The organism is Paenibacillus sp. J45TS6 (genome assembly GCF_018403285.1).
Lineage (GTDB): Bacteria > Bacillota > Bacilli > Paenibacillales > Paenibacillaceae > Paenibacillus.
In genome coordinates this window covers 30,345-56,722 of sequence record NZ_BOSJ01000015.1, presented here as the reverse complement: position 1 = coordinate 56,722, position 26,378 = coordinate 30,345, and the positions used below count along the sequence as shown (strand labels likewise).

Genomic DNA, 26,378 nt, shown 5'->3' with positions numbered 1-26,378 from the left:
GAACAGTTGTAAACAAAAAGATCCTCCGGGTGGCGGCCCAGAGGATCTGAAACAACAAGGAGATTATTTTTGCTCGCCAACGACAGTGAAACGTTCACCGATATGTGCTGGGTTTTCGATTTCATCCACAATCGCAATTGCATAGTCCGCGTAGCTGATGTAGCTGTCACCTTTAGCGTTCACGATCAAATTATCTTTTCCTTTTTGATAAGAACCACTGCGTGCACCTTCTGCATCAAACATCGCCGCTGGGCTTACGAAAGTCCATTTTAGGTCTGTAGAAGCTTTCAGGTCCTCCAGGTTTTTTCCTTGATTGCTTGCGGTTGGTTTGTAGAGGTCAGGGAATTCTGGTGTGTCGATCAGTTTTGTCGTTTTCGCTTCATCAACGTACAAACTTCCTGCACCGCCGACAACGATCAGCCGAGTACCTTCCACACCGCTCAGTGCCTTAATGAGTGTTTGGCCTGCTTCTACGTGTTTATGCTCTTCACCTGGTGCTGCACCAAAGGCATTCACAACAACATCATATTTATTCAGATCTTCCGTCGTTAGTGCAAAAATATCTTTCTGGATGGCAGGAACCCCGCTAACCTTAGCTGCATTTCTTACAATCGCTGTGACTTCATGTCCACGTTTTCCTGCTTCATCCATAATGAATTTTCCTGCTTTACCACTAGCGCCAATAATTGCAATTTTCATTTTTATTCCTCCAATGTTGTTATTAAAATAAATTCGTTTTTTCAACCTGTAACCATTATAGTTACAAGTGAGATGATTTGTCAACCGTACTCATGATATAAGGGTAATATCGCTGTAAGGAAAGATACGATTCACGCTTACCGGATGTAATATCCAGGAGAGAATGACTGAGGTTGGAATTAGGTTCAGTTGTATAATAAAATGAAGTGTAATCAATTTGCATTATTAAGGAGCGAGGCAGGAACCAATGAAGTTTCCCTTTCGAATGATACTGAACACTTTACTTGTACTGCTTATATTTATTGGGTTACAGCTGTATATCGGCTGGAATATGTACTTGTTTCTTTCTTCTTATGTTTCTGATATCTCTATTTTCGTATTAGGTATCTCTCTGACTGTGGTATCGCTTGGGTATGCGGTCGGACGGATTAAATGGCTTGGACCCGTAGGACGCTTCATAAAAGTGATCGGTTCGTACTATTTTGCACTGCTCGAGTTCTTCATCCTTGTACTTCCGGTGATGGATCTGATCGGATGGATATGTCATCTTGCGGGAGCTGATTCTAAGGCATATATTCCGATACTTGGCTGGGCAACGGTAGTGCTTCTAGGGATCTTCCTACTGCGCGGGTCTTATAATGCGTGGAGTCCTGTCGTAAGAAAATATGAAGTAGCAGTAGCCAAGAAGCCAGAACCAGGTGCTCCCCAAAAGTACACCATCGCAGTAGCTTCCGATATCCATCTTGGAAACATTGTGGGTAATCGATATTTAGCAAAGCTGACCGGACTCCTCAATGGATTAAAGCCTGATCTGACCTTGCTGGTAGGGGATGTGCTTGATGATTCGATTGAACCTTTTTTGCGAAATAAGATGTCAAATGAGATGAAGAAATTATCTGCCAAATACGGTGTTTTTGCAGTGCTTGGTAACCATGAGTACTACGGAGGTCACGTTGATCGTTACGTGAAGGAAATGAGCGAGATTGGAATTCCTGTACTTCGGGACGAGGTAGTCAGTGTAGCAGGCGGAGCTATCTACATTGCGGGACGTAAAGATCTGACTGCAGTACGTATGGATCCAGAAGGACGTTTATCTGTATCAGATCTGCTTACTCCACTGGACCATACAAAACCGATTGTTTTGCTGGATCATCAGCCTTATGCATTTGATAAAGCTCAGGAGGGCGGCGCCGACCTGTTGTTATGCGGACATACGCATAGGGGACAGTTTGCGCCCAATCATTTCATTACAAAGCGACTATTTGAACTGGATTGGGGCTATATGCTGAAAGAACAAATGCATGTTATTGTGTCCTCTGGTTTTGGTTCATGGGGACCGCCTATCCGCCTGGCAAGCAGATCAGAAGTCATTCATATCGAATTGACACTCACCGAAGAATAAGAAAGCGATTTGAAAAAAAGACATTTCCTTTTTATGAGGGATGTCTTTTTTATTAGCACCCTATGATTTACATTATTCTGAATATGTTATCTCATGGGGTGAATAATTAAGGGGACTAAACTAACTATTATCTAAATGATTTATCCAATTAAACGTTAATCAGTAGAATAACTTAGAGAGTGAAGTGATTACGCTAGGGCTATGTTCTTACTTAGAAGTCTTGATGGTTGTAAACTGCCAGAATTATTGTAAAATGAACAAGGGAATTATGAAAAACATTACATAAAGAACTATTAATGTACACACGAGCTTTATTATTTCCATCTAAAAAAGGAGAGAACATTCATGACCCAAGCTCAGGCGATCCAGGAAGCACCGGATCGTGCGAAGCGGCTTTGGCTGGCATTTATACTCGGAACACTGTCAGCTTTCGGCCCATTCTCACTCGATATGTATCTGCCTGCACTCACCATTCTGGCAGATGATTTAAACACAACTGCATCCTATGCCCAGCTTAGTCTTACCGCTTGTATGCTGGGACTTGCGCTTGGTCAGTTAGTAGCAGGACCAATCAGCGATGCGAGAGGACGACGTGGACCGCTGCTGATCGGTCTCGGCATATTTACACTTTCCTCGATCTTATGTTTTATTGCTCCATCTATAGAAATGTTTGTTGTCATGCGTTTTATTCAAGGAGCAGCGGGAGCAGCGGGTATTGTTATCTCAAGAGCCGTGGTTCGTGACTTGTATTCGGGCACAGAGCTCACGAAATTCTTTTCATTACTTATGCTCATCAACGGAGCGGCGCCAATCCTTGCACCAATCGCAGGTGGTCAGCTGCTCACGGTGACTTCTTGGCGAGGTGTGTTCGTCGTCCTCACCGTCATCGGGGTATTATCCTTGATTGGAGTTATCCTTGGTCTGCCTGAGTCACTATCGAAAAATCAGCATACTCAAGGCGGTCTGCAACAGACGTTCCGTGCTTTCGGTACGATCATGAAAGATCGGGTGTTCATGGGCTATGCTCTTTGCCAAGGATTTGTAGGAGCTGCTATGTTTGCCTATATATCAGGCTCGCCTTTTGTTCTTCAAAAAATCTATGAAGTCAGCCCTCAAACCTACAGCTTGATCTTTGCTATGAATGGAGCGGGTATTATTATTGCGAGTCAGATTGCGGGAAGACTTGCAGGACGTGTGGGAGAAACAAGACTGCTGATTGCAGGCTTGTCCCTTGCCGGGATCGGCGGAATCAGCTTACTTCTTGCCATCTTAGCAGATGCTCCGCTGGTTGGTATTTTGATCCCGTTATTCCTAGTGGTTTCTTGTGTTGGTATTGTAAATACCGCAACTTTCGGACTTGCGATGCAGAATCAGAAGAATTCTGCGGGCAGTGCATCGGCTTTGCTTGGTGTTCTTATGTTCCTATTCGGAGGACTGGTAGCTCCTCTCGTCGGAATTGGCGGCGAAGATACGGCAGTACCGATGGGGATTGTGATTGCAACTGCTGAAGTGCTTGCCATTGCCCTGTATATACTCATGGTCAGATCGCGTTCGCGGAAATAGGACCATTCAAATTTTATTAAAGAAGAGGGGATTCTTGATCCTTTCTTCTTTTTGGTTTAGCCTTTTGTAGTGGACTATTTTAGAACGTGCAGTGATATGATCAAGAATATCGAGCGTATTTCGCTCGTGAAAGTTGATTTTTGTTCATAATTCATCTGGTATATCCTGTTTTTCAGAAAAAGTATGACCCGTCTGGGCTATTCTCTTGCTCTGGAAGGTTGGGTTATGCTGAGTCGTAAGTGAGTGTTACATAAAACTGCTCGAAGAGAAAGGATCGATAATGAAAATGATGAAAAAAGGAATTCTTACGCTGGTTCTGTTTTTAGTGCTGTTGCCAGGCGCTGCTTTTGCACATACGGGTCTAGAAAGTGCTGTCCCTGGAAATGGAGATACGGTGACTTCTGCACTGGATGAATTAGTCCTTACGTTTGAAACACCGATTGAGCCGCTTAGTGAGATTAAAGTAGTAAATGAAGAAGGCAACGAAATGGACCTAGCGAATATTGAGGTCAAAGAAAATACACTTACAGCGAAGTTAAGTGAACCGCTGCCGAATGGAGCTTATAAGGTAGACTGGACGATTGTTGGGGAAGATGGGCATACCATTAATAATGAATATGCATTTACCGTAGATGCACCGGTGGAGCCGGAACAGCCGGACAATACTGCTGTCGAGGATGAAAATACAGGAGCGGATACACCTGTAACAAGCGAAGACACAGTAGATGAACAAAATAATACAGCAGCACCTGTAGCAGATGATGCGCAAGAAACAGAAGCTGGCAATACAGGAAATGCAGGAATTTGGATTGCACTCATCGTTGTTGTTATTATTGCGGCTGCCTATGTTGCCCTACGACGTAAAGGGAAAAAATAAAAATGGGCTTTCTTAGCGAAGGTCTGCTATATATCTGTTATGCGTTTCTTATGGGAAGTTTGATTGTTCATCTTGTTCCGGGTAATGCAAAACCGGGGCTCCGTATCCCGCGTCAAGCGGTGATATGGAGTATCGCGGGGACAATGGTTTTAGCTTTTGCACCGCTGCTCCAGATTATTATTCGTTTTGGTTCAGGTATTGGATATGGAAAAGCACTGTCCACCGTACTATTCTCTTTCAAAGAGGGGAAAGCATATCTCCTGGTATTTGGACTCTGTTTATTATTACTCCTTACCTTTTTACTGATAAAAGATGCGCTCCAGAATAAAAAGATACTCTATCCATCTTTGCTGATTGTTCTGTGTATCATTGCAACATTCGGCTATGCGAGCCACTTAGGTGCTATTGGAGGATTTAAGGGAGCTGTCATTCAGACGGTTCATATGCTTTCTATGGCTGTATGGGCGGGAGTGCTTTTTGCTGTTGCGTGGTTTACAGCAGAAGCCCGGCACTGGGATCGTTTTCTGAAATGGTTCACCCCAGTATCGATCGGTTGTGTCGTACTTATCCTGGTATCGGGACTGCTTACGATGAGCTATACGGTACCTGAATATGTAAACTCCTGGATTCTGCCGTATGGGCAGGCACTGTTAATGAAACATTTACTGTTTGTTCCGATTATTATTTGTGGGTTCTGTAATGGATTTTTGATTCGGAGTAAAATGAAACAGAATCAAGGTTTTGCTGTCATTCCTTGGCTCAAAGCAGAAACCATTCTTATTCTATTTGTGCTCTTGTTCACGGCCTTAATGTCGCAGGAAGCACCAGCCCACACGGTTGCTGAAACACTGCAGTACAACGATGCGTCGGCCATATTCATGATGCTTCATCCTGAAGCTAGTGTACCGCTGAACTGGGGAATTACGATCCCAGCGGCTGCTCTTGCAGGGGTTGCTCTACTTATCCTTGCGGGAATGATAATCTCATTCACGAACAAAAAAGCAAGCCCCGCGATGTTACTGATTCTCGGATTTGTTTTTGTACTCACGGCTTACGGAAGCCTAATGCTAAGTGTACAATAGTACGCACCAAGTGGAAGATAGATTGGTTATCGATACCGCCTTTATTTCAAGAATAAAGGTGGTATTTTTATTTACAAATAGATAGGAGCATATATAATGAAGCTTATGGAACCTATAATGATTCATAAAGTGTTGTCGAATGAGACAAGGCGGGATATTCTTGAATGGCTCAAAAAACCCGAAGAACATTTCGGTGATCGGTACCATGCTCCTCCTAATGGAGATCTGACAAAAGGAGTATGTGTAGGAGATATTCAAGCGAAGGCAGGGCTTGCACAATCCGTTATTTCGAATTATTTATTATCGATGCAAAAGGCCGGCCTGCTCTTGTCAGAACGTGTTGGTCAGTGGACATATTACAGACGAAATGAAGAGGTAATTCAGCAGTTTTGTGATGAACTCAAAAAAAATCTATAAGAAAGGAGGCTTTTTTTCTTTATAATTATCTAGATTCCTAGATATAAAGATACGTATGAGCAGCAAAAACTCCTCTTCCTATTTATGATACAATGACAAAAAAAGAGAAGAGACAAAGAGGAGGGGTAACATGGTACGCTTCGGTATTATTGGTACAAACACGATTACAGAGCGTTTTCTAGAGGCGGCAAGCACGCTCACCGATTTCAAGCTTACGGCTGTTTATTCACGGACGGAGAAACGTGCTAAGGAATTTGCTGAGAAGCACGGTGCGGAATTTATTTATACGAATTTGGAACATATGGCTGCGAGTGAAGAACTCGATGCTGTCTACATTGCCAGCCCCAATTCATTACATAGTGAACAAGCGATCCTCATGATGAATCATGGGAAGCATGTTTTGTGTGAGAAACCGATTGCTTCTAACAGTAAACAGCTTCAGGATATGCTGGACGCAGCTGCGGCGAATCAGGTTGTGCTAATGGAAGCGATGAAATCAACACTTCTTCCGGGGTTTGCAAGAATCCAAGAAGAGCTGCCTAAGCTGGGAACGGTTCGTAAATTTAATGTGAACTATTGTCAGTATTCCTCTCGCTATGATGCATATAAAGAAGGTAAGGTTCTTAATGCTTTTAAGCCGGAGTTCTCTAACGGCTCCCTGATGGATATTGGAGTTTATTGCATCTACCCGATGGTCGTTCTGTTTGGCCAACCTGAGAATATCAAAGCAACCAGTGTGATGCTTGATTCGGGTGTAGATGGTGAGGGAAGTATCGTGTTGCAGTACAAAGAAATGGAAGGAGTTATTACATACTCCAAAATAACGAACTCTTATCTGCCATCCGAAATTCAGGGTGAAGAGGGAAGCATGGTTATTGACCATATTAGTACGCCTGGAAAAGTGCAGATTCATTATCGACAGGGTGAAACAGAGACGATCTCGGAAGTATCGAATGAACCTGCTATGAAGTACGAGGCAGCGGAGTTTATCCGTCTTGTACAAAGCGGAGAGCTGGAATCACCTGTGAATTCACATCATCATTCCAGTGTAACCATGGCGATCATGGACACGGTTCGAAGACAGATTGGGCTTGTCTACCCTGCGGATCGCTAAAATAGAGAATAAAAAGATACCCGGTACGCAGAACGAAAGGCGGCCGGGTTATTTGCATCTTTTTATTTAGGAATAATTAGTGTACTGCATGAAGGGTGTTATCCAGTAGAAGAGCTGCTTCTTCAGGCGAAATATTTCGAGCGGTTATGAGTTCGCTGATTACAAGTTTACGTGCATTGTTCAGCATGTTTTTGTCAGTCCAGCCAAGTGTCTTTTTTGAACTCAGATGACTCAAATCACGGATGACTTGCAGCTCCAAATTGAGTTCACCTGTTTTAAGTTTATTCAGCAGATTTTGCTGTCTTGCCGTAGGATTGGAGGGGAGTTCTGAACATTGTTCCAAAAGCACGGATCGTGCGCTTTCCAGCATTTCCTCATCCGCAATATTCCGGATGCCAAGCGATTCAGCATTATGGATAGGAAACGAGACTTCCATTACCGGATGCTCAATGGTCACCTGGTAATACCATTTTTTCTCCCCGAGAAATTCCTTCTCTTCCATAGCCTCAATATGACCTGCACCGTACATGGGGTAGAAAATATAATCGCCTACTTGAAACATAGATAAAACTTCCTTTCCGAAGACCTTGAAATGAAAAAAAGACCCTGATTTAGTTGGGTGTTCGCCGTGAGTTATTCTTCTATTATAGCATACGTGTGAAATCGGCCTGTTTTCAGTGAGGTTGGAGTAAGGGGATAACGGTGTTTCCAAGCTCTCTGCTCCGCTTGTTTTGTCTGGACATAAGTGGATTCGCAGAAGTAATGGTCCAGCCAAAGCGCAGAGAACTAGGAATCACCTAAATCCCCGTAGTCCAACCTTTGTTTCAAAAGGGCCGAGTTCAAAGTAATGCGGTGGAGTAAGGGGAGGACGGTGTTTCCAAGCTCTCTGCTCCGCTTGTTTTGTCTGGACATAAGTGGATTCGCAGAAGTAATGGTCCAGCCAAAGCCAAAAGTCGCAGAGATCTAGGAATCACCTAAAACCCCGGAGTCCAACCTTTGTTTCAAAAGGGCCGAGTTCAAAGTAATGCGGTGGAGTATGGAGATAGCGGTGTTTCCAAGCTCCCTGCTCCACTTGTTTTGTCTGGACATAAGTGAGTTCGAAGAAGCAATGGTCCAGCCAAAGCCAAAAGTCGCAGCGATCTAGGAACCACCTAGATCCCCGGAGTCCAACCTTACTTTCAAAAGGCCGAGTTCAAAGTTATGCGGTTGGAGTAGGGGGATAGCGGTGTTTCCAAGCTCTCTGCTCCACTTGTTTTGTCTGGACAAGGGTGGAATCGAAGAAGCAATGGTCCAGCCAAAGCCAAAAGTCGCAGAGATCTAGGAATCACCTAAAACCCCGGAGTCCAACCTTACTTTCAAAAGGCCGAGTTTAAAGTTATGCGACAACAAAAAACCGGCTGAACGGTTTGGGGAACCATCCAGCCGGTACGGAGGATATTTCATTAGAGGGGGAGGTTCGATTTTTTGATTTCTGCGGAGAGTTGCTCTGGATATCCATATGTTCCGTGTTCACTCAGATCAAGACCAACCAGCTCTTCCTCTTCGGATACGCGGATACCGATCGTTTTCTTCATGATCCACAGAATTGCGAAGGATACAGCGAAGGCGTAGATCGCACAAGTAACAACACCAAGTGCCTGAACTCCCAGCTGTCCGAAGCCGCCGCCATAGAATAGACCCGGGTTACCTACACCTAGCTTATCGACCAGTTCAGGAGTAGCGAAGAAACCAGTGGAGAGTGTACCCCAGATTCCCGCAGTACCATGAGCAGACAAGGCTGCGATGGGATCATCAATTCTCATTTTCTCGAAGAAGCGGATACTGAAGAATACGAGAATACCGGCAATCAGGCCGATCACAATGGCAGCCCAGGAATCTACATAAGCACAAGACGCGGTGATGGCAACGAGTCCTGCAAGCGCGCCGTTTAACATCATACCTACATCAGCTTTACCCATAAAGGCCCAAGCAACGAGGAGAGCTGCAACAGCACCGGCAGCGGCACCAAGCTGTGTATTGATGGCAACAAATCCGAAGAAACTTCCATCTTCCACGGTTATTGTACTGCCTGCGTTAAATCCGAACCAGCCTACCCATAGAATCATCACGCCGAGTGTCGTAAACACTTGGTTATGACCGGGCATATGATTGGGCTTACCATCTTTATTGTATTTACCAATACGCGGTTTTAACAGGATTGTTGCCGCCAACGCTGCACAAGCCCCTGTTAGATGAACTACAGTGGAACCAGCAAAGTCTTGGTCTCCATGTTCAGAGAGCCAGCCGCCGCCCCAAATCCAGTGAGCAATGACAGGATATACAAGTACGGAGAAGAGTACAGCGAAGATGAGATACGCGGATAATTTCGCTCTTTCGGCAAAACCGCCCCAAGCGATGGACATGGATACGGCAGCAAAAGCAAGTTGGAAGATGAACATAACGCTTGGAGCTACGGTGTCTTCTGCAGAAGAGCCTGTGACATTAAATGCGAAGTAATCGCCCCAACCAATGATTGCATTCCCTTGACCGCCAAAGATCAGTGCATAACCCACTGCCCAAAACACGATCGATACGATACCGACTGTAAAAATCGTCTTGCCTGCAACGTGACCGGCATTCTTCATTCGAGTAGAACCTGCTTCAAGAAGAATGAATCCGCCTTGCATGAATAATACCAAAATGGCTCCCAGCATGACCCAAACACTGTTTATTCCGATGACCTCCATCTTGAACCACTCCTTGTTTGTATAAAATGACTTGCATCACGCTGCTGACTGCAATATGAGAATGTGGTTTATATCCGACCATTCTCATAAATGGCAAAGTTTGTTTTTAAGGCTTTGACCGTATTTTAGAGGGTAAATCGCACTTTGTCAATATATCTAACATAACTATCTTTAAATTTTATTTTGTGCACACATTAATTGTATTATTGTTTGCACTTTATTACATATATATTAAAATAAACGCATTATTTGTGCGAAATTGAATAGATATTAGGATGGATAAGCCCGTAAAAGAGATGGTTTACAATAAATCGCTAATATATAACATGTATATGACGTGAGAGGGGTTTATAAATTTTTTGTTTTTTTGCAACGAAGAGCCTAGAAAAACGTATGAAAATTGGGCTTTTTTCATTAATATATAGATAGGAGCTATTGGATCGTAAGAAAGGGATGCGTATATGGAACAAGAGAGAGTTTGGCCAGACAGATTTAAGCGTTTATTTCTCAATAATAAATTTGTTCTTTTTTTGTTGATCATCTTATTGATCGGTCTCAATATTATGGTCTTTACCAAAGTTTCATTCGTTTTTCGGCCTTTAGAAGTTTTGCTTAGGACCATTGTGATACCGATTTTATTAACAGGTGTAGTGTATTATTTACTGAATCCGTTGGTGGACATATTAGAACGCCGAGGTTTAAAAAGGGTATATTCGATTCTGATCTTATATCTTCTAATTGCGGCTATTATTACGATTGTAATCCTTGCGGTCGTTCCCGTTGTACGGCAACAGATTGAGGACTTAATTCTTAATTTTCCAAGATATTATGAGAATGTAGCCTTTCAGTTTGAACAGTTTATTGGAAGTCAGTACCTGACACAGATTCAAAGCGCTGTTAATTTCGATTTGGATAGCATCATTCAGGACTTATCTAAACAGGCGAGCACTATTCTTGATACCACTTTTTCAGGAATTGGCGGTTTCTTAGGAATCCTAACAGAGACCGTGCTTACCATTGTCACCGTGCCGTTTATTCTTTTCTATTTATTAAAAGACGGCAAAAAACTGCCTAATTATCTGTTGGCCTTCCTGCCAACAAAGATGCGGCCAGGGACAACTCGAATTCTTTCGGAATCCAATCATCAGATCAGCTCGTATATTCGCGGGCAGATTATCGTGAGTTTCTGTATTGGTGTTCTGCTGTATATTGGCTATGTCATTATCGGTCTTGATTATGCGCTCATCCTTGCTGTGATTGCTGCCTTTACGAGTATTGTGCCTTATCTCGGACCGGCAATCGCGATCACACCTGCGCTTCTCGTTGCCGCCTTTACTTCGCCGGTGATGCTGCTGAAAATGATCGCCGTTTGGACGATTGTTCAACTGATAGAAGGGAAATTCATATCCCCGCAGATTATGGGAAAATCGCTTAAAGTGCATCCCATTACCATTATCTTTGTCATTCTGACTGCAGGGAATTTGTTTGGAGTGGTTGGGATTTTGCTGGCCGTACCCGGTTATGCCGTTCTCAAAGTGCTCTTCACCCATCTGTTCCATTGGTTCAGGGATGGTTCGGGGCTCTACGATCAGGATATAAAATAAAAAGAAGCATTCTTGCAGACTTTAACTGCATGAATGCTTCTTTTTATTTTTGAAGAAGGTAAACCGATGTTACTCGTGTTTAATATGCTGAAGAGTCTGGATGAAGATTTGTTCAATATGTCCATCGTCGAGCGAATAATATACAGTTTTTCCTTCTTTGCGCCGCTTCACGATACGCATGTTGCGCAGGGAACGAAGCTGATGAGAAATGGCGGATTGTCCCATATCCAAAAGTACTGTGAGATCATGAACGCATAATTCTCTCTGTAATAATGCATCAATAATACGAAGGCGGGTCGGATCACTAAATGCCTTAAACCAGTCAGCCATTTGTACCGACGTTGTTTTATCAAGCAAGGAGTTTCTAAGGTTATCTAGTGATGTATCCGAACCAGAGCATGTTGCATCACAATCTTCGATCGGTATTATTTTTTGATTTTCCATGTGTTTCACCGCCTCTTATATTGTTTTATTATAGCCAAAATAAGGGGAAGTGTATAAATATATATTTTTTGCTCCAAGTATCATTGACTTCATCTTTGACAGGTGCATATAATAAATCCATAAACATATGAACAGTTGCTCATATATTACTTTTAACGATTTCCATGGGAAGTCAGAGGAGATGACAGAGCGTGAGTAATGAAACCAAACAAGTAAAATATGAACTGCTTTTGGATGGTCTTGACTGTGCGAACTGTGCAATGAAGATTGAGAATGGGGTTAGTAAACTGCAAGGAGTCACTTCTGCAACAGTTAATTTTGCAACATGTAAAATGATTCTAACTGTAGAAGATGAGACAGAAGAAGATGTCATTACAGAAGCAAAACGTAAAATTAAGCAGCTCGATTCACATATTAAAGTTTCCGTCGTAGGAGAGAGAAGCCGTCAAAAAGAGAGTGGAAAAGATCAACATGTCCATAATCATGATGCCCATGATCACCACGGACATGATCATAGCCACGACGAAGCGGACGGGCATGAAGGACATAGTCATGATCATAGTTCAGCCCAAATGCGTAAAGTTGCTGTACGGCTTGGTGCAGGGACAGTACTTGCTGTTCTTGCAGCACTGCTGCCGATGGGTGGCTGGGCCGAGGTCTCCTTGTTTGTGCTTGCTTATCTGCTGATTGGCGGTGATGTTTTATGGCAAGCCGTTCGCAATATAGCCAGAGGTCAGGTATTTGATGAATTCTTCCTGATGTCCATTGCTACGTTGGGCGCGTTTGCAATTCGGGAATATCCCGAAGCTGTCGCTGTCATGTTGTTTTATCAGATCGGAGAGATGTTCCAGAGTCTTGCTGTGAACCGTTCACGTAAGTCCATTCAGTCATTAATGAATATACGGCCGGACTATGCAAACGTGGAGACAGACCAAGGCACTCGTAAAATCTCACCTGAACAAGTCGAAATAGGGAATGTCATTATTGTGAAACCCGGAGAGCGGGTACCGCTTGATGGAATCGTGATATCAGGGACCTCTATGCTCGATACCTCTGCGCTGACAGGAGAGTCTCTTCCTAGAGAAGCAGAGCCGGGCAGTGAGATGCTGAGTGGTTTTGTTAATCTGAATGGTGTTCTAAAAATAGAAGTAACCAAATCTTACGGTGAGTCCACGGTATCGAAAATTCTGGATCTTGTCCAAAATGCATCAAACAAAAAAGCACCTACGGAGACATTTATTAATAAATTTGCAAGGGTATATACTCCGATTGTCGTCATTGTAGCCCTGTTGTTAGCCATCATCCCACCGCTTGTGATCAATGGTGCTGAATTCTCAGATTGGCTCTATCGGGCGCTGATCTTTCTTGTTATCTCCTGTCCTTGTGCACTTGTTGTTTCCATTCCGCTTGGATTTTTTGGAGGCATTGGAGCGGCGTCCAAAGCAGGTGTACTTGTGAAAGGTGGGAATTATCTCGAAGCTTTGAGTCAAGTAAAGACAGTCGTATTTGATAAAACGGGAACTCTTACCGAGGGAGTGTTTGAAGTATCCGGAATTTATCCTTCTCGTAAGTTTCTTGCTTCTGCTAGTTCGGAAGAGGATGCCAAACAACAACTATTAGAATATACGGCTTATACAGAACTGCATTCCCATCATCCGATCGCGGCATCTATTCGGAAAGCATATCAAGAAGCGCTTCAAGAAGAGCGGGTTACAGATTATGAGGAATTATCAGGTTATGGAATTAGGGCCAGGGTGGATGATCATATCATCTTTGCAGGGAATACGAAACTCATGAAACAGCAAGAAATTGCCTATGAGGATGCAGCAGCATACGGTACAGTTATTCATGTGGCAGTTGATGATACGTATGCAGGTCATCTTGTTATCTCTGACCGAATCAAGGCAGATGCTGCCCGTGCGCTGGATGATCTTCGTTCCCTCTCGATCCATAAAACAGTGATGCTTACTGGGGACGTGCGCTCCGTTGCCGAATCTGTTGCGAGGGAACTTGGAGTAGATGAGGTGCATGCAGAACTGCTTCCACAGCATAAGGTGGAACAGATGGAACGGATTACTGCTTCAAAAGATTCGAAAGAGAAAGTGATGTTTGTTGGTGATGGCATTAATGATACGCCTGTTCTTGCTCAGGCTGATGTGGGTGTTGCGATGGGAGGTCTTGGGTCGGATGCGGCGATCGAAGCTGCTGATATTGTCATCATGACGGATGAACCTTCTAAGATCGCAACGGCGATTCGTATTGCGAAACGGACCAGAGCTATTGTGTGGCAAAATATCATCTTTGCACTGGGTGTTAAGGCAATTTTCCTCATCCTCGGTGCATTTGGGATAGCAACCATGTGGGAAGCTGTCTTCTCTGATGTGGGTGTGACTGTTCTTGCTGTACTGAACGCTATGCGTATCTTGCGATACAAAGAACCTGCTTGAGCAGTTATATAGCAACCTATTTACGCTTTAAAATGAAGCCTCATCCTTTTTACTGGATGAGGCTTTTTTTTAGGTTCGTTTTATGTTTGTCTATTTACCAAATTACGGTTCCCTCGTAGTTTTCATGAGATAATTCATATTCTACACACAGGAACATGGGCGAAAAATGTTAGTGATTATTGTTTTAATTGCTGTCAGCGGGATATTACTTTATAAGAGATAACAATTATATAAGTCTTTTTTTTCATAGATCATCTTAACTACTAATTCGACGGGAGGTCATAAGATGTTATTACAGCATTTATATATTAACGGACAATGGAGAGAAGCAAAATCCTATACAACACTCCTTTCACCTTACAGTGAAGAGACGATCGCACAAGTTGCTATTGCATCAGAACAAGATGTAGAGGAGGCAGTTGAAGGTGCAGTGGAGGCCTTTAAAGTGATGCGTAAGATGCCTGCACACGAACGTTCTTCCATCCTTGCTAAAGTTGCAGAGCTTTTAGAAGAGCGGAAAGAGGAAGCTTCAGAGCTAATCGCTAAAGAGGCTGCAAAACCTCTCAAGGCAGCAAAGGCTGAGGTGGATCGGACGATTGAAACGTATCGTTTTGCAGCAGAAGAAGCAAAACGAATTCAGGGCGAGACGATCCCTATGGATGCAGCAGCTGGCGGTGAGGGAAGGATTGCTTACACGGTAAAAGAACCTGTCGGTGTGGTCGGAGCGATCACGCCATTTAATTTTCCGATGAATCTGGTTGCACATAAGCTTGGACCTGCCATCGCAGCTGGGAATACGATCGTGTTAAAACCTGCAGGACAGACACCTTTGTCGGCCTACCTGATTGCGGAACTATTTGAAAAAGCAGGCTTGCCCAAAGGTACACTTCAGGTAGTCAGCGGTAATGGAAAAATGATTGGGGACATGCTAGTTACTGACCCGCGTGTGAAACATATAACATTTACGGGCAGTCCAAAAGTCGGAACTGGAATTCGGGAGAAAGCAGGGTTAAAAGGGGTGACACTTGAACTTGGCTCGAATGCTGCGGTCATTATTGATAAAGAACCAGGAGATCTAGAAGCCATTGCAGATCGGGTGACAGCCGGTGCTTACTCTTACCAAGGTCAGGTATGTATCTCCGTGCAGCGAGTGTATGTGCATGAAGAGGTTGCCGATACTTTTACCAAACTTTTAGCTGAGAAAGTCTCTAAGCTGCGTACAGGCGATCCTTTGGACCCAAATACGGATGTATCGGCGCTCATTACAGAGGAAGATACACAGCGAGTAAGGGACTGGATTCAGGAAGCAAAGGCAGAGGGGGCGAAAGTAGTGATTGGCGGAGAATTGGAAGGCCGGGTGCTTAAACCTACCATTCTAACCCATGTTCCGCTTTCTGCAAAAGTTTCCTGTCAGGAGGTATTCGGACCGGTCATGGTAGTTCATAGCGTGAGCTCTATAACAGAAGCGATCCAGCTGGTGAACGATTCTATGTATGGACTTCAAGCTGGTATTTTCACACAAAACATAAATAATGCGATGGAAGCAGCAGATACACTCGAGGTGGGTGGTGTGATGATTAATGATATTCCTACTTTTCGTGTAGACCATATGCCTTACGGGGGTGTGAAACAAAGTGGATTCGGCAGGGAAGGTATCAAATATGCTCTGGATGCAATGACTGAACTGAAACTTGTCGTTATTCATCGAAATTAGAACGCTGTTTCATGTTAATTTTCTTATAACTAGGTTCATTTTGAGCAGAATGGGTAACTAACCATATATAGTAAAATGAGAAGTTCGTACGTTCAAATGTACTTAATCCCATAGAAAATCACCGAGAATAAACAATCATTACAAATCAAAAACAGCAGGAAGGGGGTGTGAGCGTTGCAGTATACATTAGATGATCTTTCCTCTTTTACAGGAGTGGATCAAGAGACGTTAACTTCCTATGAGGAAGAAGGTTTACTCGAATCACACGGGGACTTAGATCATTCACCGATATATGGATATGATAGCTTGCTTGCGCTTCAGCAGATTATGTTATACCGGGAACGGTCTTTGTCCGTTAATCAAATTAAAGAACGAATGCAATCGGAACCGAAGGAACTACTGGGTAGATTGCATGATCATCGTCTACATTTACTCAGGGAATCTTCTCGAATTCATACGTTAATTCAGTCTGTAGATGAAACGATTGAGTCTTTAGAACTCCATAAGGAGGTCGAACCTGATCATTTATTTAGAGGTTTCAGCGAGGAGAAACGAAGTGAAAAAAAGGTGCCAAACCGCTCCTCAAGAGAAATTGAGATGGAGTTAAGTAACTCTACTACTCTGGTGCAGCAAGAATATTTATCATCCCAGGAGACGCTGGATATGATTAATGAACAGCTCCAACAGGCGATGGAGAGGGGACTGACACCTGCAAGTGAGGAAGTACAAAGAACGGTACGAATGCATTTAGATTGGGTTAAACAATTTTATACTCCGACGGCAACGATATATAAAGGCCTGGCAGATCTTTACGTGGAAAAGATACAGTATAGGGAGATATATAATCGTTACCATCCGGGAATGGCAGAGTATATGCGCGACAGTATGCTCGTGTTAGCAGATCGGGAACTGGAGTGAGTGTGATTCTATAAAAAAGGCACCTTGAGAACAATCTCGAGGTGCCTTTTTTTAACGCTCTATTTATCTTATAGCTGTGCTGATAAAATTTCCACGAACTGTTCCAAAAATTCCTGATCTGCTTGGTCAAAACGGGATAAATGGGGGCTGTCTATATCCAGTACACCGAACAATTCTCCATTTTTCACAATAGGAACGACAATTTCACTTTTGGTTGCTTCATCACAAGCGATATGTCCAGGGAATTCATTCACGTTCTCCACCCGTATCGTGCGGAGCTGCTCAGCGGAAGTTCCGCATACGCCTCTTCCTATACCAATACGAATACAAGCAGGAAGACCTTGGAAAGGCCCCAAAACGAGTTCCTTACCATCATAAATATAAAATCCAACCCAGTTGATATCTGTTAAAAATACATTAAGCAAAGCAGAAGCGTTTGCCATATTGGCTATTGCATTAGGTTCATCATAGATTAAGCCTTTTAACTGACTGAGGACGGTATTGTATTGTTCCTCCCGTGTTCCTTCGTAGGCAGTGGTTTGAAATGACATGTGTAATCCCCTTCCAGAAGTCGCTAGTATTATGTTTCACATGTGTATAATGAGCAAAAATCATTATTATATCTAATTAATTGTATGTGATTGATCTCACGTAAGCAAGGGTAATGATGAAGTAAACGAAGGAAGTTTTATAAAATATACAATGGATATCATTCTATGTTGGTAGGCTATTTTAATCACAGAGAGGAGTTATTATATGCTTGCAGATACACAAAATTTATTTATCCGGATCCACATGCTTCACATGGCTCAAAGTGAAGATTTGACGGTAACTGGCGTACTCACCAAACTTGAAACACAAGGTTACAGAGTAGGTGAGCGTGAAGTGAAACAAGAGCTGGAGAGACTTACACAAGAAAATTTCCTGACTTCTCACGATGATAAATTTAGTATCACAGGAGCAGGAATTGCAGAATTTAAAGAAGTTCGTACCCTGCTTGGATCGGTCACGGCAGAGGTTGTTGAAACAGAAACTGTCTAGTTCGTTCCCATCCATCATATGATAAGAAAAAGAAAAAGCGCGTGCACCTCTATGGATAAAGGGGCTCACGCGCTTTTTCTTTTTTTGATTCATGAATTAAAAAGGACGATGCAAGGACGTACTAAGCTTCTAGTGGAGTAAGTGGATCTACTCCCTTGGCTGATTCGGAAGAATAAGCGGGATGAGCGTTATGGGTTATTTCTTTACATACGAGATTTTCTTCTCTATACAAAATCTCATTAACAAAATGCATAACTTCCGTACGGTATAAGGATGGATTGGTCATATAAGCATTAGCGTGCTCTGCTTTTTCCACTAATAATATACGTTTGTATCCGATTTTATGGGTGAATAAATCTTCGCTCATATAGGTAGGAACAAATCGATCCTCTATGCCGTGAATAAACATGACAGGGAGCTCACTTTCTTCTACAGCGCGCAGCGGCGATACCTGTTCTATCCGAAAACCGGCTCTTTTTAGTACACGTCGATGCATGATCGAATAAAACCAGGGAAAAGCTTGAAGTTTCACTCGTTTAATCTGATACTTCATAAGTTCAGTCAGATCGGAGTAAGGACAATCGGCAATCACAAATTTTACACAGGGGTTTGCAATGGACAGATATTCGAGAACCGTACCGCCGCCTAAAGATTGTCCATGCAGACCGATGAGGCAGTCCTGACCAACGCGTTCGTATAAAAAATCCACCCAAGCTGCTACATCATACTTCTCTTTGTATCCAAACGTTGTATAGATGCCTTCACTTTTTCCATGTCTCCGCTGATCAACGAGCAGTAAATTAAACCCGAGCTCGGAGAACATCGTAATGTACTGCGTTGATATGGAGTGAGAAGCGGTGTAACCGTGCACTATAATAATCCAGCGATGGGAAGAAGGGTTGGGTTCGACTATGACGCCATGGAGCTTAAGACCATCTTGGCTTTTAATCCATACATCTTCTTTAGCCAGTTCATCATAGGCAGAGCGGTGATAGACACCTGCCTTTTCAAGCATGGAGAACAAATAATCTTCACTTCGTACCTTCATACGTATCATTTTTCTAAAAGTATACGTAAGAAGTCCTTCAACTAAGAGTAAGAAGGAAAGTAAAATGAAAGCAATTTGATACATCGTGGGTCGTTCCTCCTTCCATGGATACTGACCGTAGTATACCCCTTGATTTATGTCTGATATCCCGGTACCTATGATTAACCACTTGTCTTCTTTTTCTTCCTGTGATTAGATGACTAGAGCAACAAGCCGTTTTACTTCAGAAAGGATGAATAGGAGGAATTAACATGTATAGATGCTCAGGACACCTCCCTGAATTACATACAGAACGATTGTGGCTGAGAAAGCTGCAGAAGCAGGATAGCGCAGCGATTTTCCAGGTATGGTCTGATCCAGCCGTCACAAAATATATGAATATTGAGTCCATGCACAGCAAAGAGGATGCTGAGGAAATGATTGAACTCCTCGATGAGTGCTCGCAGAATGAGGAAGGTTTCCGCTTTGCTATTATTGAAAAGAGCAGTGGTAAAATTATTGGCAGCTGCGGATTTAACAATTGGCAGCTTGAAGGTGCTTTCCGTGGCGAGATTGGATATGAACTGGCTTCTTCGCACTGGCGGCAAGGATTCATGACAGAAGCGGTAACCAAAGTGTTGAATTTCGGGTTTACTACAATGGAATTAAACCGTATAGAGGCTTTAGTTGATCCTCGTAATGATGCTTCTGCCAAGCTGCTTTCATCCCTGTCATTTACCTGTGAAGGGATTCTTCGACAGCTGCAATATACATCTACAGGTTATAAGGATATGCAGATGCACTCCCTTTTGTTTGAAGAATGGAAGTACTTGAGAAAATAAAATACCAAAAACACTTCAAATTATTTCCGGTGAATAAATGAAGCTGCTTTCTTCCATGGGAAGTAAGGGAATGGTAATATGGAATAGGTTTGCGTGAAGAGCAAACAAAGGAAAGAAGGTATTAATTTTCATGACGAATACAAGTAAAATAAATGGCCGTGGCCTCATCTTAATCGGTGTGCTGCTGGCCACATTTTTGTCTGCAATTGAAGGGACTGTGATTGGACCTGCAGGACCGACCATCGTGAGTGACCTTGGCGATGTTTCGCTGCTAAGCTGGATCTTTACGTCCTACTTACTGACGATGGCGGTCAGCACCCCGATCTTTGGTAAAATTAGCGATTTATATGGCAGAAAACCTGTGTTTCTAATCGGTGTAGCTTTGTTTTTATTAGGAAGTATCTTATGTTGTTTTGCTGTAAATATGGAAAGTATGATTGCTTTTCGTGCCATTCAGGGGATTGGAGCCGGGGCTGTAGTTCCTGTGACGTTTACGATTATCGGCGACATTTACAGTATTGAAGAACGCGGCAAGGTGCAGGGATTGATTAGTTCGGTATGGGGAATTTCTTCGTTAGTCGGACCATTAATCGGCGGTTATTTTGTTGATTACCTCGGCTGGCAGTGGATATTTGGATTTAATATTCCCTTTGGTCTTCTAGCGATGTGGTTTGTTGCGAAGTACTTTAAAGAAGAAGTAGTAAAACGAAATACAAAAATCGACTTTGCTGGTGCGGCTACCTTTATTATTGGGATTACTTCGTTATTGATTGTGCTCACGCTCGGCGGTCAGTCTTACGCATGGACCTCACCGTTTATTATTCTTCTACTCATTGGTGCGATAAGTTTTCTGATCTTATTTGTTTATATCGAGAGTAAAGCAGAGGAACCGCTTGTTCCACTGAGTCTATTCCGTATTCGGGATATTACCTTATCTAATATTTCTGGCATGCTCATCAGCGCTCTGCTTATTGGTCTTTCGAGTTACCTTCCCCTGTGGGTACAAGGAGTGCGCGGAGGAAATGCGACTTCTTCCGGTTTAATGCTCGCACCGATGTCAATTGGATGGTTAATCGGAGGGATCATTGCAGGCAGGCTTCTTGTGCGGCTGGGCTCACGTAAAACTACATTGATTGGACTTACGGCTATTGTAATCGGTTCGGTCGGTTTACTATTTGTGGCAGCGAGCACACCAGAATGGGTGATGTACGTATATACTTTCATCTATGGTATTGGATTTGGATTTTCTTTTACCGTGTTTACGATTATTGCACAGTCTTCTGTGGGTCATCGTCAAAGAGGAGCTTCTACAGCGTTGAATACTTTTACACGTACGTTAGGACAAACCATCGGAGCTGCTGCGTTTGGTACTTGGTTAAATGTGCGAATTGCCGCTCTTTCTGAAGAGAATCATCTGGCCCAGCAAGGCATCACACAAGCGGATATCAATCAAATCCTTGCTCCGCATGGTACGGCTTCTATGCCAGATCATTTGAAGATGATGCTGCAAAATGTGCTCGAACTCAGTTTACATTCGCTTTTCGTTATTATGATGATCATTTCCGTTATTGCTTTTCTCGTTACTGCTGGTCTGCGGAATGCAGCGCCTGAACCTGTTACTGACGAAGATCAGTAAGGAATTATTTATCTGTACTTTAACTCCATAATCTATCTAAGATATTTTTCTCTTCATCTTTCATAAATAGACTCTAACATCGGCATACTAAGAAACAGCGTGACAGGCATTCTTGAATTCTAGATATGATGAAGAGAGGATGAGCGACGTGGAGGAACCTGCAATCATGATTCAGTTTCCTGATCAGACAAAAGCTCGCGGAGCGTTTGAAACGTTACTAGAGCTAGGATATAAACCAGAAATGCTCGGATCAGGTCTTATGGATGTAAAAATAGAGCAACAGGACATTACGACAGCTCTTGAAATCATCGAAGTATTTGAAGGAAAGATACAGGATGAGAACGGCAATCGAGAGGGGATTACTCCAAGTTTCGATGCTAAAGATGATACCGAATTCGCATACCTGTCCATTCCGGCCCATACGGTTAATGAAGATTTAGATGAAGCTTATTTATCTGGACGGAGCGACAATCCTTTCGGAGATAACTTCTTGGAAGAGGAACGTAATTACAGTACGGACCATGATGATTTTGGGGCAGCCTACGGCGGCTTTTCGGGTAGTGTAAAAGCGTGACTATACAAAAAAAGCGATCATTCCGCAATGATCGCTTTTTTGTATGTGCATAGCTCTAATAGATCGTTTATATCTGCTTATGCTCCAGTAGTTTGTTCTGCAGCGTGTTTACCTGCGGTGTATCCAGTGGAGAAGGCAGCGGTGATATTATATCCTCCGGTGTAGCCGTGAATATCAAGAATTTCTCCGCAAAAATAAAGACCTTGCATGAGCTTAGATTCCATTGTTTTCGGGTATATTTCTTTTAAGTTTACTCCGCCTCCCGTCACAAACGCTTCGGCAAGTGAACGAGTTCCTGTTACGACAATAGGAAAACCTTTTATTAAATTCGCAAGGGTTTCAAGCGCGCCTTTAGGAAGGTGGTGATATGTCGTATCTTCTTCAATCTCTGCCTTTGTCAGGATTACGGGGATAAGCCGCTCGGGAACGATTCCCTTCAGCGAGTTTTTGATCGCTTTTTTCGGTTCCTGTTCAAGTTTGTGCTTTAGTTCTTGCGTCATTTCTCCAAGAGATTTCGAGGGATAGAGATCAAGCTTCATCGTTACCTGATGTGAACCTGTTTTCTTCTGTACTTTGCGAATGAACTGACTGCATCGTAGAGCTACAGGTCCTGACAAGCCGAAATGAGTAAATATCATATCTCCTTCATGACGAATAATGGCTTTATCTTTTGCATCATGAACCGAGAGGGCAACGCCCGATAAAGACAGGCCTTGCAGTTCTTTGGACTGAATAAAACGCTCGCCTGAAACAATAGGCACCTCAGTAGGATATAGCTCTGTAATAGTATGACCCGCAGCTTCAGCCCATGGGTATCCATCCCCAGTAGAACCGGTTTGAGGTACTGATTTTCCTCCCGTCGCGACAATGACCGCATCCGAATGAATCATCTTACCAGATGCGAGTTTCACCCCAGCAACCTTCTGATCCTCATACACAATTTCGGACACGGGTGTATCTGTATACATCTTTACCCCGAGAGCGGTTGCTTTGCCGATCAGTGCATCCACTACCGTCTTGGCCCGGTCTGATACCGGGAACATTCTTCCGTTGTCTTCTTCTTTTAAAGCAATGCCCAAATCCTCAAAGAACCGCATAATTCCTCTGTTATCCATATGTTGAAAAGCACTATACAAAAACTTTCCATTTCCTGGTATGTGGCGGATCAGCTCGTCTGGTTCTTTGGCATTGGTTACGTTACAACGTCCACCGCCGGAAATTCCAAGTTTCCGTCCAAGTTTATTACCTTTATCTATAAGAAGAACGGAAGCCCCATGTTCCGCCGCTGCAACAGAAGCCATAAGACCGGATGGTCCTCCGCCAATCACAATTACATTTACATTCATTGTATGAATTAACCTCTTTCTATACCTTATTACGAATTCAAAACCCTGTTATAGGTCTCAGGGTGGGTCTCTTATCTATCGTATCAGAACCATGACATGAAGTCGAAACGATGTCGTAATTTGTGTTTATTTTGAAATAAAGAGAAAAGAACTTGATGAATATCGGTAATCTTGCGTATCTACACACAGAAAATATTGTAAAATAATGACTGCTGTGTTTTAATCAGGTTACATAAGGATGTGCTTCGGTAACGGTGCGCGAAGGAGGAATAACAGCCCATGTTAGCGGTCAAAGGTATTTTGTTGCAAGTCCTGCTTGCTGGTATAACTCCGCTTTTATTTTTCCTGTTTTTAGGGCGACTCGGGACCGAATTTCAGGAGATGAAAAAAGTATCGTCGTCAGTGCAGATCCAGCGTAGTTTACTGCTCTCTTGTCTTATTACGCTTTGTTTATGTTTTCTTTTTTCATCTGTCTTATTAGATAAGATATATCTGAACTTAAGTTTAATACCTGTCACCTTATCCATCTTGTACGGATCCTATCCGATTGGGATTTTAGTCTCTATCATCTCGATGTTAGCCTTCTCTTTTATCTCCGATTATTGGACAGAACCCGCTATCTTTTTAGGATCAGGCGCTTTACTTTATCCTATTATGTTATTGTTCGTAAAATATTTTAAAAAAGCAAGTCTATCCAGTAAAAAGAAAATATTTACGATGATTTGGTTTGCTTACACGATTCCTTGTTATGGAATTGTTCTGTGGAAATATAATAATTTAGAGCGGACAGAACAGATTGAATATGCGCTCTATTCATCGCTATACATTTTTTCCTCACTGCTTGTCTTTCTAGCTGCTATTCATTTAATGGAAAAAATTTTGGTGTATCACAGCTTTGCTGCTGAACTTGAAATACGCTGGAAAGAATATCGTCATCAATTAGATATGAATGAACATTTATTAAATACCGTACCTGTGTCGGTGGTTGCATTTGACATCGAAGGGAATATTGTCAATGCCAATACACGAATGCTTACTCAGATGAAGACGAAGGAATTTATGCCGAATTCCCCTGAAGAAATGATTGGAAGGCGAATTGAAGCCATCATTGGTATTGAACATGGACTGCGTGTAACCGAGCGAATTCGGAGTGCAAGCCAAACCGGTGAGATCACCTCTGAGTACCTGAGAGTAGGAACTAACACCTATTTCACTACCATATCTCCCGTTAAAAACCCGATTAGTGGAAGAATGATCGGATCATCAATGGTTCTTCAGGATATAACGGAACTGGAGAAACTTCGAAATGAGCTTGCCCATGTAGAAAGGCTTGGTGTTGTCGGTCAAATGGCAGCCAGTATTACACATGAGGTGCGTAATCCAATGGCTGTAGTCAGAGGATTTCTTCAGCTGCTTAGGGAGAAGAGTCCCCGGTCTCTTGATCATTATTACCATATTGTGATGGATGAATTAGATCGTGCAAACAGTATTATTAATGACTTTCTTTCTTTAGCTCAGAATCATGCTTCTGAAAAAGAAGAAGTTCATCTCCATCATATCATTAAGGAGCTGACCCCTTTACTGCTCGCAGATGCGAACATGAGAGGTCAAACCATAGAAGTTACATTAGATGACGATATTCCAAGCAAATTTGTTGATCCAAAGGAGATTAAGCAGCTGATACTGAACTTGGCACGAAACGGAATGGAAGCGATGGGGAATAAAGGAACGCTGATCATTAGTACGGCATTGGACGAGGGTGATGTGAGACTCAGTGTAAGTGACAGCGGCCAAGGGATTCCCCTTGAAACGCAAAATAAACTCTTCGAACCATTCTTTACAACCAAATCAGAAGGAACGGGACTTGGTTTATCTTTATGCCAAGGCATCGCCGAAAGACATAATGCAATCATCAGAATCGAATCCGAAGAAGGGATAGGCACTACTTTTCATGTGATTTTTAAAAATTAATAAAATGGCGGCCTGTTTAATCAAGGGCAGATTCGTGTATCAATACATAAGAACTTAGGGGCATAAGTTAAGAGGGGATAAAAATCCTTATTCAGAGTCATAATAAGTTTGCCATCATGCTTTAGGTGTGTGGCTTAAGCATAATAGATAACTTTGTGACGAAGAGAGGAGGGATTCCCTGTGTCAAAAAATGATTCTAAACAACAACAGCTTCAAAAGGAATCCAACAAAAAGAGCCATTCTAAAGGTCAAGTAACTGACAAGAAGCTGCAAGGTGACAATTTCCCTGCAACCTAGGTTGCAAAAAGATTCAAATCCTTGTGTATCTATGAAGGGGATCCATCTGTTTGATGAGCGTTCATCCTCCCTTGCGTTCACAACTTATGAATGTATAATAAGGTTAGCATCGATTTTTACAGTGATTAATCTAATATACAGATATTCATAAGGAGTGAATAAAACATGTCTATGTCTTTTGATCAATACATGAGAGATATGGTTCAGCCAATGAGGGATGAACTTACAAACCTTGGTATAAAGGAACTTCGCACTGCTGAAGAAGTAGAAGCGAATTTGCCAGAAGCAAAAGGAACAACACTGGTCGTTGTCAATTCTGTATGCGGATGCGCAGCAGGTCAGGCACGTCCAGGAGTTGCTAAAGCACTGGAAAACGAGGTGAAACCGGATCACTTATTCACCGTGTTTGCAGGTCAAGATAAGGAAGCAACTGCAAAAGCGCGTGAGTTTTTTGCTCCGTACCCACCATCATCTCCTTCTATAGCCCTGCTCAAGGATGGGGAACTTGTACACTTTATCGAACGTCATCAGGTGGAAAACCGTTCTGCAGAAGAGATTGCAGCTGATCTGACAGACGCTTTTAATCGTTACTGCAAATAGTCAGTTACATAACGCCCCTAGGTTTTCGGTTAAAACC

23 protein-coding genes are annotated in these 26,378 nt (G+C 42.8%); 16 read left to right on the top strand and 7 right to left on the bottom strand.

Going from position 1 to position 26,378, the window contains the following annotated elements:
- Nucleotides 1–63: 63 nt before the first annotated feature.
- Entirely contained in the window at nucleotides 64–699 is a 636-nt protein-coding gene (locus KJS58_RS19060) for an NAD(P)-dependent oxidoreductase (RefSeq protein WP_213534885.1), read from the bottom strand.
- 265 nt (nucleotides 700–964) lie between these two features.
- On the opposite strand from KJS58_RS19060, the gene KJS58_RS19055 reads away from it, so the two are divergent.
- From KJS58_RS19055 to KJS58_RS19030, 6 genes are all read left to right on the top strand, one after another.
- Nucleotides 965–2,101 (top strand): metallophosphoesterase, encoded by a 1,137-nt coding sequence (locus KJS58_RS19055; protein WP_249717640.1) that lies wholly within the window; start codon nucleotides 965–967, stop codon nucleotides 2,099–2,101.
- 345 nt (nucleotides 2,102–2,446) lie between these two features.
- Nucleotides 2,447–3,664: a multidrug effflux MFS transporter gene (locus KJS58_RS19050; RefSeq protein WP_213534881.1), complete on the top strand. Its 1,218-nt coding sequence runs from the start codon at nucleotides 2,447–2,449 to the stop codon at nucleotides 3,662–3,664.
- Between the two features lie 280 nt (nucleotides 3,665–3,944).
- Nucleotides 3,945–4,541, top strand: coding sequence for a copper resistance CopC family protein (locus KJS58_RS19045; protein WP_213534879.1), 597 nt, complete (start codon nucleotides 3,945–3,947; stop codon nucleotides 4,539–4,541).
- Nucleotides 4,542–4,591: 50 nt separating this feature from the next.
- Nucleotides 4,592–5,623 (top strand): copper resistance D family protein, encoded by a 1,032-nt coding sequence (locus tag KJS58_RS19040; protein WP_213534877.1) that lies wholly within the window; start codon nucleotides 4,592–4,594, stop codon nucleotides 5,621–5,623.
- A 105-nt stretch (nucleotides 5,624–5,728) separates the two neighbouring features.
- A complete protein-coding gene (locus KJS58_RS19035; RefSeq protein ID WP_213534987.1) occupies nucleotides 5,729–6,040 on the top strand; it encodes an ArsR/SmtB family transcription factor in 312 nt (103 codons plus the stop codon).
- Between the two features lie 130 nt (nucleotides 6,041–6,170).
- Nucleotides 6,171–7,154 carry a Gfo/Idh/MocA family protein gene (locus KJS58_RS19030; protein WP_213534872.1) on the top strand — a complete coding sequence of 328 codons (984 nt, stop codon included), beginning with the start codon at nucleotides 6,171–6,173 and terminating at the stop codon, nucleotides 7,152–7,154.
- A gap of 76 nt (nucleotides 7,155–7,230) precedes the next feature.
- Here KJS58_RS19030 and KJS58_RS19025 read toward each other — a convergent pair whose 3' ends face one another.
- A complete protein-coding gene (locus KJS58_RS19025) occupies nucleotides 7,231–7,716 on the bottom strand; it encodes a CarD family transcriptional regulator (RefSeq protein ID WP_213534870.1) in 486 nt (161 codons plus the stop codon).
- A gap of 880 nt (nucleotides 7,717–8,596) precedes the next feature.
- Nucleotides 8,597–9,880: an ammonium transporter gene (locus KJS58_RS19020; protein WP_213534868.1), complete on the bottom strand. Its 1,284-nt coding sequence runs from the start codon at nucleotides 9,878–9,880 to the stop codon at nucleotides 8,597–8,599.
- Nucleotides 9,881–10,341: 461 nt separating this feature from the next.
- Here KJS58_RS19020 and KJS58_RS19015 point away from each other — a divergent pair, with 461 nt between their 5' ends.
- Nucleotides 10,342–11,484, top strand: coding sequence for an AI-2E family transporter (locus KJS58_RS19015; protein ID WP_213534866.1), 1,143 nt, complete (start codon nucleotides 10,342–10,344; stop codon nucleotides 11,482–11,484).
- Nucleotides 11,485–11,553: 69 nt separating this feature from the next.
- Here the strand turns inward: KJS58_RS19015 and KJS58_RS19010 are convergent, their stop codons facing one another.
- Nucleotides 11,554–11,928, bottom strand: coding sequence for an ArsR/SmtB family transcription factor (locus tag KJS58_RS19010; RefSeq protein ID WP_191800219.1), 375 nt, complete (start codon nucleotides 11,926–11,928; stop codon nucleotides 11,554–11,556).
- Nucleotides 11,929–12,119: 191 nt separating this feature from the next.
- Here KJS58_RS19010 and KJS58_RS19005 point away from each other — a divergent pair, with 191 nt between their 5' ends.
- The 3 genes from KJS58_RS19005 to KJS58_RS18995 all read left to right on the top strand — a co-directional run bounded on the left by KJS58_RS19005 (nucleotide 12,120) and on the right by KJS58_RS18995 (nucleotide 17,007).
- The gene (locus KJS58_RS19005; RefSeq protein ID WP_249717637.1) at nucleotides 12,120–14,375 is read left to right on the top strand and encodes a heavy metal translocating P-type ATPase; all 2,256 of its coding nucleotides are present in this window, start codon (nucleotides 12,120–12,122) and stop codon (nucleotides 14,373–14,375) included.
- 286 nt (nucleotides 14,376–14,661) lie between these two features.
- The gene (locus KJS58_RS19000) at nucleotides 14,662–16,089 is read left to right on the top strand and encodes an aldehyde dehydrogenase family protein (protein ID WP_213534864.1); all 1,428 of its coding nucleotides are present in this window, start codon (nucleotides 14,662–14,664) and stop codon (nucleotides 16,087–16,089) included.
- Nucleotides 16,090–16,263: 174 nt separating this feature from the next.
- The gene (locus tag KJS58_RS18995; protein ID WP_213534862.1) at nucleotides 16,264–17,007 is read left to right on the top strand and encodes a MerR family transcriptional regulator; all 744 of its coding nucleotides are present in this window, start codon (nucleotides 16,264–16,266) and stop codon (nucleotides 17,005–17,007) included.
- 68 nt (nucleotides 17,008–17,075) lie between these two features.
- Here the strand turns inward: KJS58_RS18995 and KJS58_RS18990 are convergent, their stop codons facing one another.
- On the bottom strand, nucleotides 17,076–17,558 hold the full coding sequence (locus tag KJS58_RS18990; protein ID WP_213534861.1) for a GAF domain-containing protein: 483 nt from the start codon (nucleotides 17,556–17,558) through the stop codon (nucleotides 17,076–17,078).
- 205 nt (nucleotides 17,559–17,763) lie between these two features.
- Here KJS58_RS18990 and KJS58_RS18985 point away from each other — a divergent pair, with 205 nt between their 5' ends.
- Nucleotides 17,764–18,048 carry a hypothetical protein gene (locus KJS58_RS18985; RefSeq protein ID WP_213534859.1) on the top strand — a complete coding sequence of 95 codons (285 nt, stop codon included), beginning with the start codon at nucleotides 17,764–17,766 and terminating at the stop codon, nucleotides 18,046–18,048.
- A 121-nt stretch (nucleotides 18,049–18,169) separates the two neighbouring features.
- Here the strand turns inward: KJS58_RS18985 and KJS58_RS18980 are convergent, their stop codons facing one another.
- On the bottom strand, nucleotides 18,170–19,180 hold the full coding sequence (locus KJS58_RS18980) for an alpha/beta hydrolase (RefSeq protein ID WP_213534857.1): 1,011 nt from the start codon (nucleotides 19,178–19,180) through the stop codon (nucleotides 18,170–18,172).
- 167 nt (nucleotides 19,181–19,347) lie between these two features.
- On the opposite strand from KJS58_RS18980, the gene KJS58_RS18975 reads away from it, so the two are divergent.
- The 3 genes from KJS58_RS18975 to KJS58_RS18965 all read left to right on the top strand — a co-directional run bounded on the left by KJS58_RS18975 (nucleotide 19,348) and on the right by KJS58_RS18965 (nucleotide 22,127).
- Complete coding sequence (locus KJS58_RS18975; RefSeq protein WP_213534855.1) at nucleotides 19,348–19,917, top strand: GNAT family N-acetyltransferase; 570 nt, start codon at nucleotides 19,348–19,350, stop codon at nucleotides 19,915–19,917.
- A gap of 130 nt (nucleotides 19,918–20,047) precedes the next feature.
- The gene (locus tag KJS58_RS18970) at nucleotides 20,048–21,553 is read left to right on the top strand and encodes an MDR family MFS transporter (protein WP_213534853.1); all 1,506 of its coding nucleotides are present in this window, start codon (nucleotides 20,048–20,050) and stop codon (nucleotides 21,551–21,553) included.
- A gap of 166 nt (nucleotides 21,554–21,719) precedes the next feature.
- Nucleotides 21,720–22,127, top strand: coding sequence for a hypothetical protein (locus tag KJS58_RS18965; RefSeq protein ID WP_213534851.1), 408 nt, complete (start codon nucleotides 21,720–21,722; stop codon nucleotides 22,125–22,127).
- Between the two features lie 77 nt (nucleotides 22,128–22,204).
- Here the strand turns inward: KJS58_RS18965 and KJS58_RS18960 are convergent, their stop codons facing one another.
- Nucleotides 22,205–23,473 (bottom strand): BaiN/RdsA family NAD(P)/FAD-dependent oxidoreductase, encoded by a 1,269-nt coding sequence (locus KJS58_RS18960; protein WP_213534850.1) that lies wholly within the window; start codon nucleotides 23,471–23,473, stop codon nucleotides 22,205–22,207.
- 279 nt (nucleotides 23,474–23,752) lie between these two features.
- Here KJS58_RS18960 and KJS58_RS18955 point away from each other — a divergent pair, with 279 nt between their 5' ends.
- Nucleotides 23,753–25,444: a two-component system sensor histidine kinase NtrB gene (locus KJS58_RS18955; protein WP_213534848.1), complete on the top strand. Its 1,692-nt coding sequence runs from the start codon at nucleotides 23,753–23,755 to the stop codon at nucleotides 25,442–25,444.
- Between the two features lie 462 nt (nucleotides 25,445–25,906).
- Nucleotides 25,907–26,341 carry a BrxA/BrxB family bacilliredoxin gene (locus KJS58_RS18950; protein WP_213534846.1) on the top strand — a complete coding sequence of 145 codons (435 nt, stop codon included), beginning with the start codon at nucleotides 25,907–25,909 and terminating at the stop codon, nucleotides 26,339–26,341.
- The last annotated feature ends 37 nt before the right edge of the window (nucleotides 26,342–26,378 follow it).

Coding starts and splice junctions, on each gene's coding strand:
- KJS58_RS19060 (WP_213534885.1), bottom strand. CDS start 699: ATGAAAATTGCAATTATTGGCGCTAGTGGTAAAGCAGGAAAATTCATT.
- KJS58_RS19055 (WP_249717640.1), top strand. CDS start 965: ATGATACTGAACACTTTACTTGTACTGCTTATATTTATTGGGTTACAG.
- KJS58_RS19050 (WP_213534881.1), top strand. CDS start 2,447: ATGACCCAAGCTCAGGCGATCCAGGAAGCACCGGATCGTGCGAAGCGG.
- KJS58_RS19045 (WP_213534879.1), top strand. CDS start 3,945: ATGAAAATGATGAAAAAAGGAATTCTTACGCTGGTTCTGTTTTTAGTG.
- KJS58_RS19040 (WP_213534877.1), top strand. CDS start 4,592: ATGGGAAGTTTGATTGTTCATCTTGTTCCGGGTAATGCAAAACCGGGG.
- KJS58_RS19035 (WP_213534987.1), top strand. CDS start 5,729: ATGGAACCTATAATGATTCATAAAGTGTTGTCGAATGAGACAAGGCGG.
- KJS58_RS19030 (WP_213534872.1), top strand. CDS start 6,171: ATGGTACGCTTCGGTATTATTGGTACAAACACGATTACAGAGCGTTTT.
- KJS58_RS19025 (WP_213534870.1), bottom strand. CDS start 7,716: ATGTTTCAAGTAGGCGATTATATTTTCTACCCCATGTACGGTGCAGGT.
- KJS58_RS19020 (WP_213534868.1), bottom strand. CDS start 9,880: ATGGAGGTCATCGGAATAAACAGTGTTTGGGTCATGCTGGGAGCCATT.
- KJS58_RS19015 (WP_213534866.1), top strand. CDS start 10,342: ATGGAACAAGAGAGAGTTTGGCCAGACAGATTTAAGCGTTTATTTCTC.
- KJS58_RS19010 (WP_191800219.1), bottom strand. CDS start 11,928: ATGGAAAATCAAAAAATAATACCGATCGAAGATTGTGATGCAACATGC.
- KJS58_RS19000 (WP_213534864.1), top strand. CDS start 14,662: ATGTTATTACAGCATTTATATATTAACGGACAATGGAGAGAAGCAAAA.
- KJS58_RS18990 (WP_213534861.1), bottom strand. CDS start 17,558: ATGTCATTTCAAACCACTGCCTACGAAGGAACACGGGAGGAACAATAC.
- KJS58_RS18985 (WP_213534859.1), top strand. CDS start 17,764: ATGCTTGCAGATACACAAAATTTATTTATCCGGATCCACATGCTTCAC.
- KJS58_RS18980 (WP_213534857.1), bottom strand. CDS start 19,180: ATGTATCAAATTGCTTTCATTTTACTTTCCTTCTTACTCTTAGTTGAA.
- KJS58_RS18975 (WP_213534855.1), top strand. CDS start 19,348: ATGTATAGATGCTCAGGACACCTCCCTGAATTACATACAGAACGATTG.
- KJS58_RS18970 (WP_213534853.1), top strand. CDS start 20,048: ATGACGAATACAAGTAAAATAAATGGCCGTGGCCTCATCTTAATCGGT.
- KJS58_RS18965 (WP_213534851.1), top strand. CDS start 21,720: ATGATTCAGTTTCCTGATCAGACAAAAGCTCGCGGAGCGTTTGAAACG.
- KJS58_RS18960 (WP_213534850.1), bottom strand. CDS start 23,473: ATGAATGTAAATGTAATTGTGATTGGCGGAGGACCATCCGGTCTTATG.
- KJS58_RS18955 (WP_213534848.1), top strand. CDS start 23,753: ATGTTAGCGGTCAAAGGTATTTTGTTGCAAGTCCTGCTTGCTGGTATA.
- KJS58_RS18950 (WP_213534846.1), top strand. CDS start 25,907: ATGTCTATGTCTTTTGATCAATACATGAGAGATATGGTTCAGCCAATG.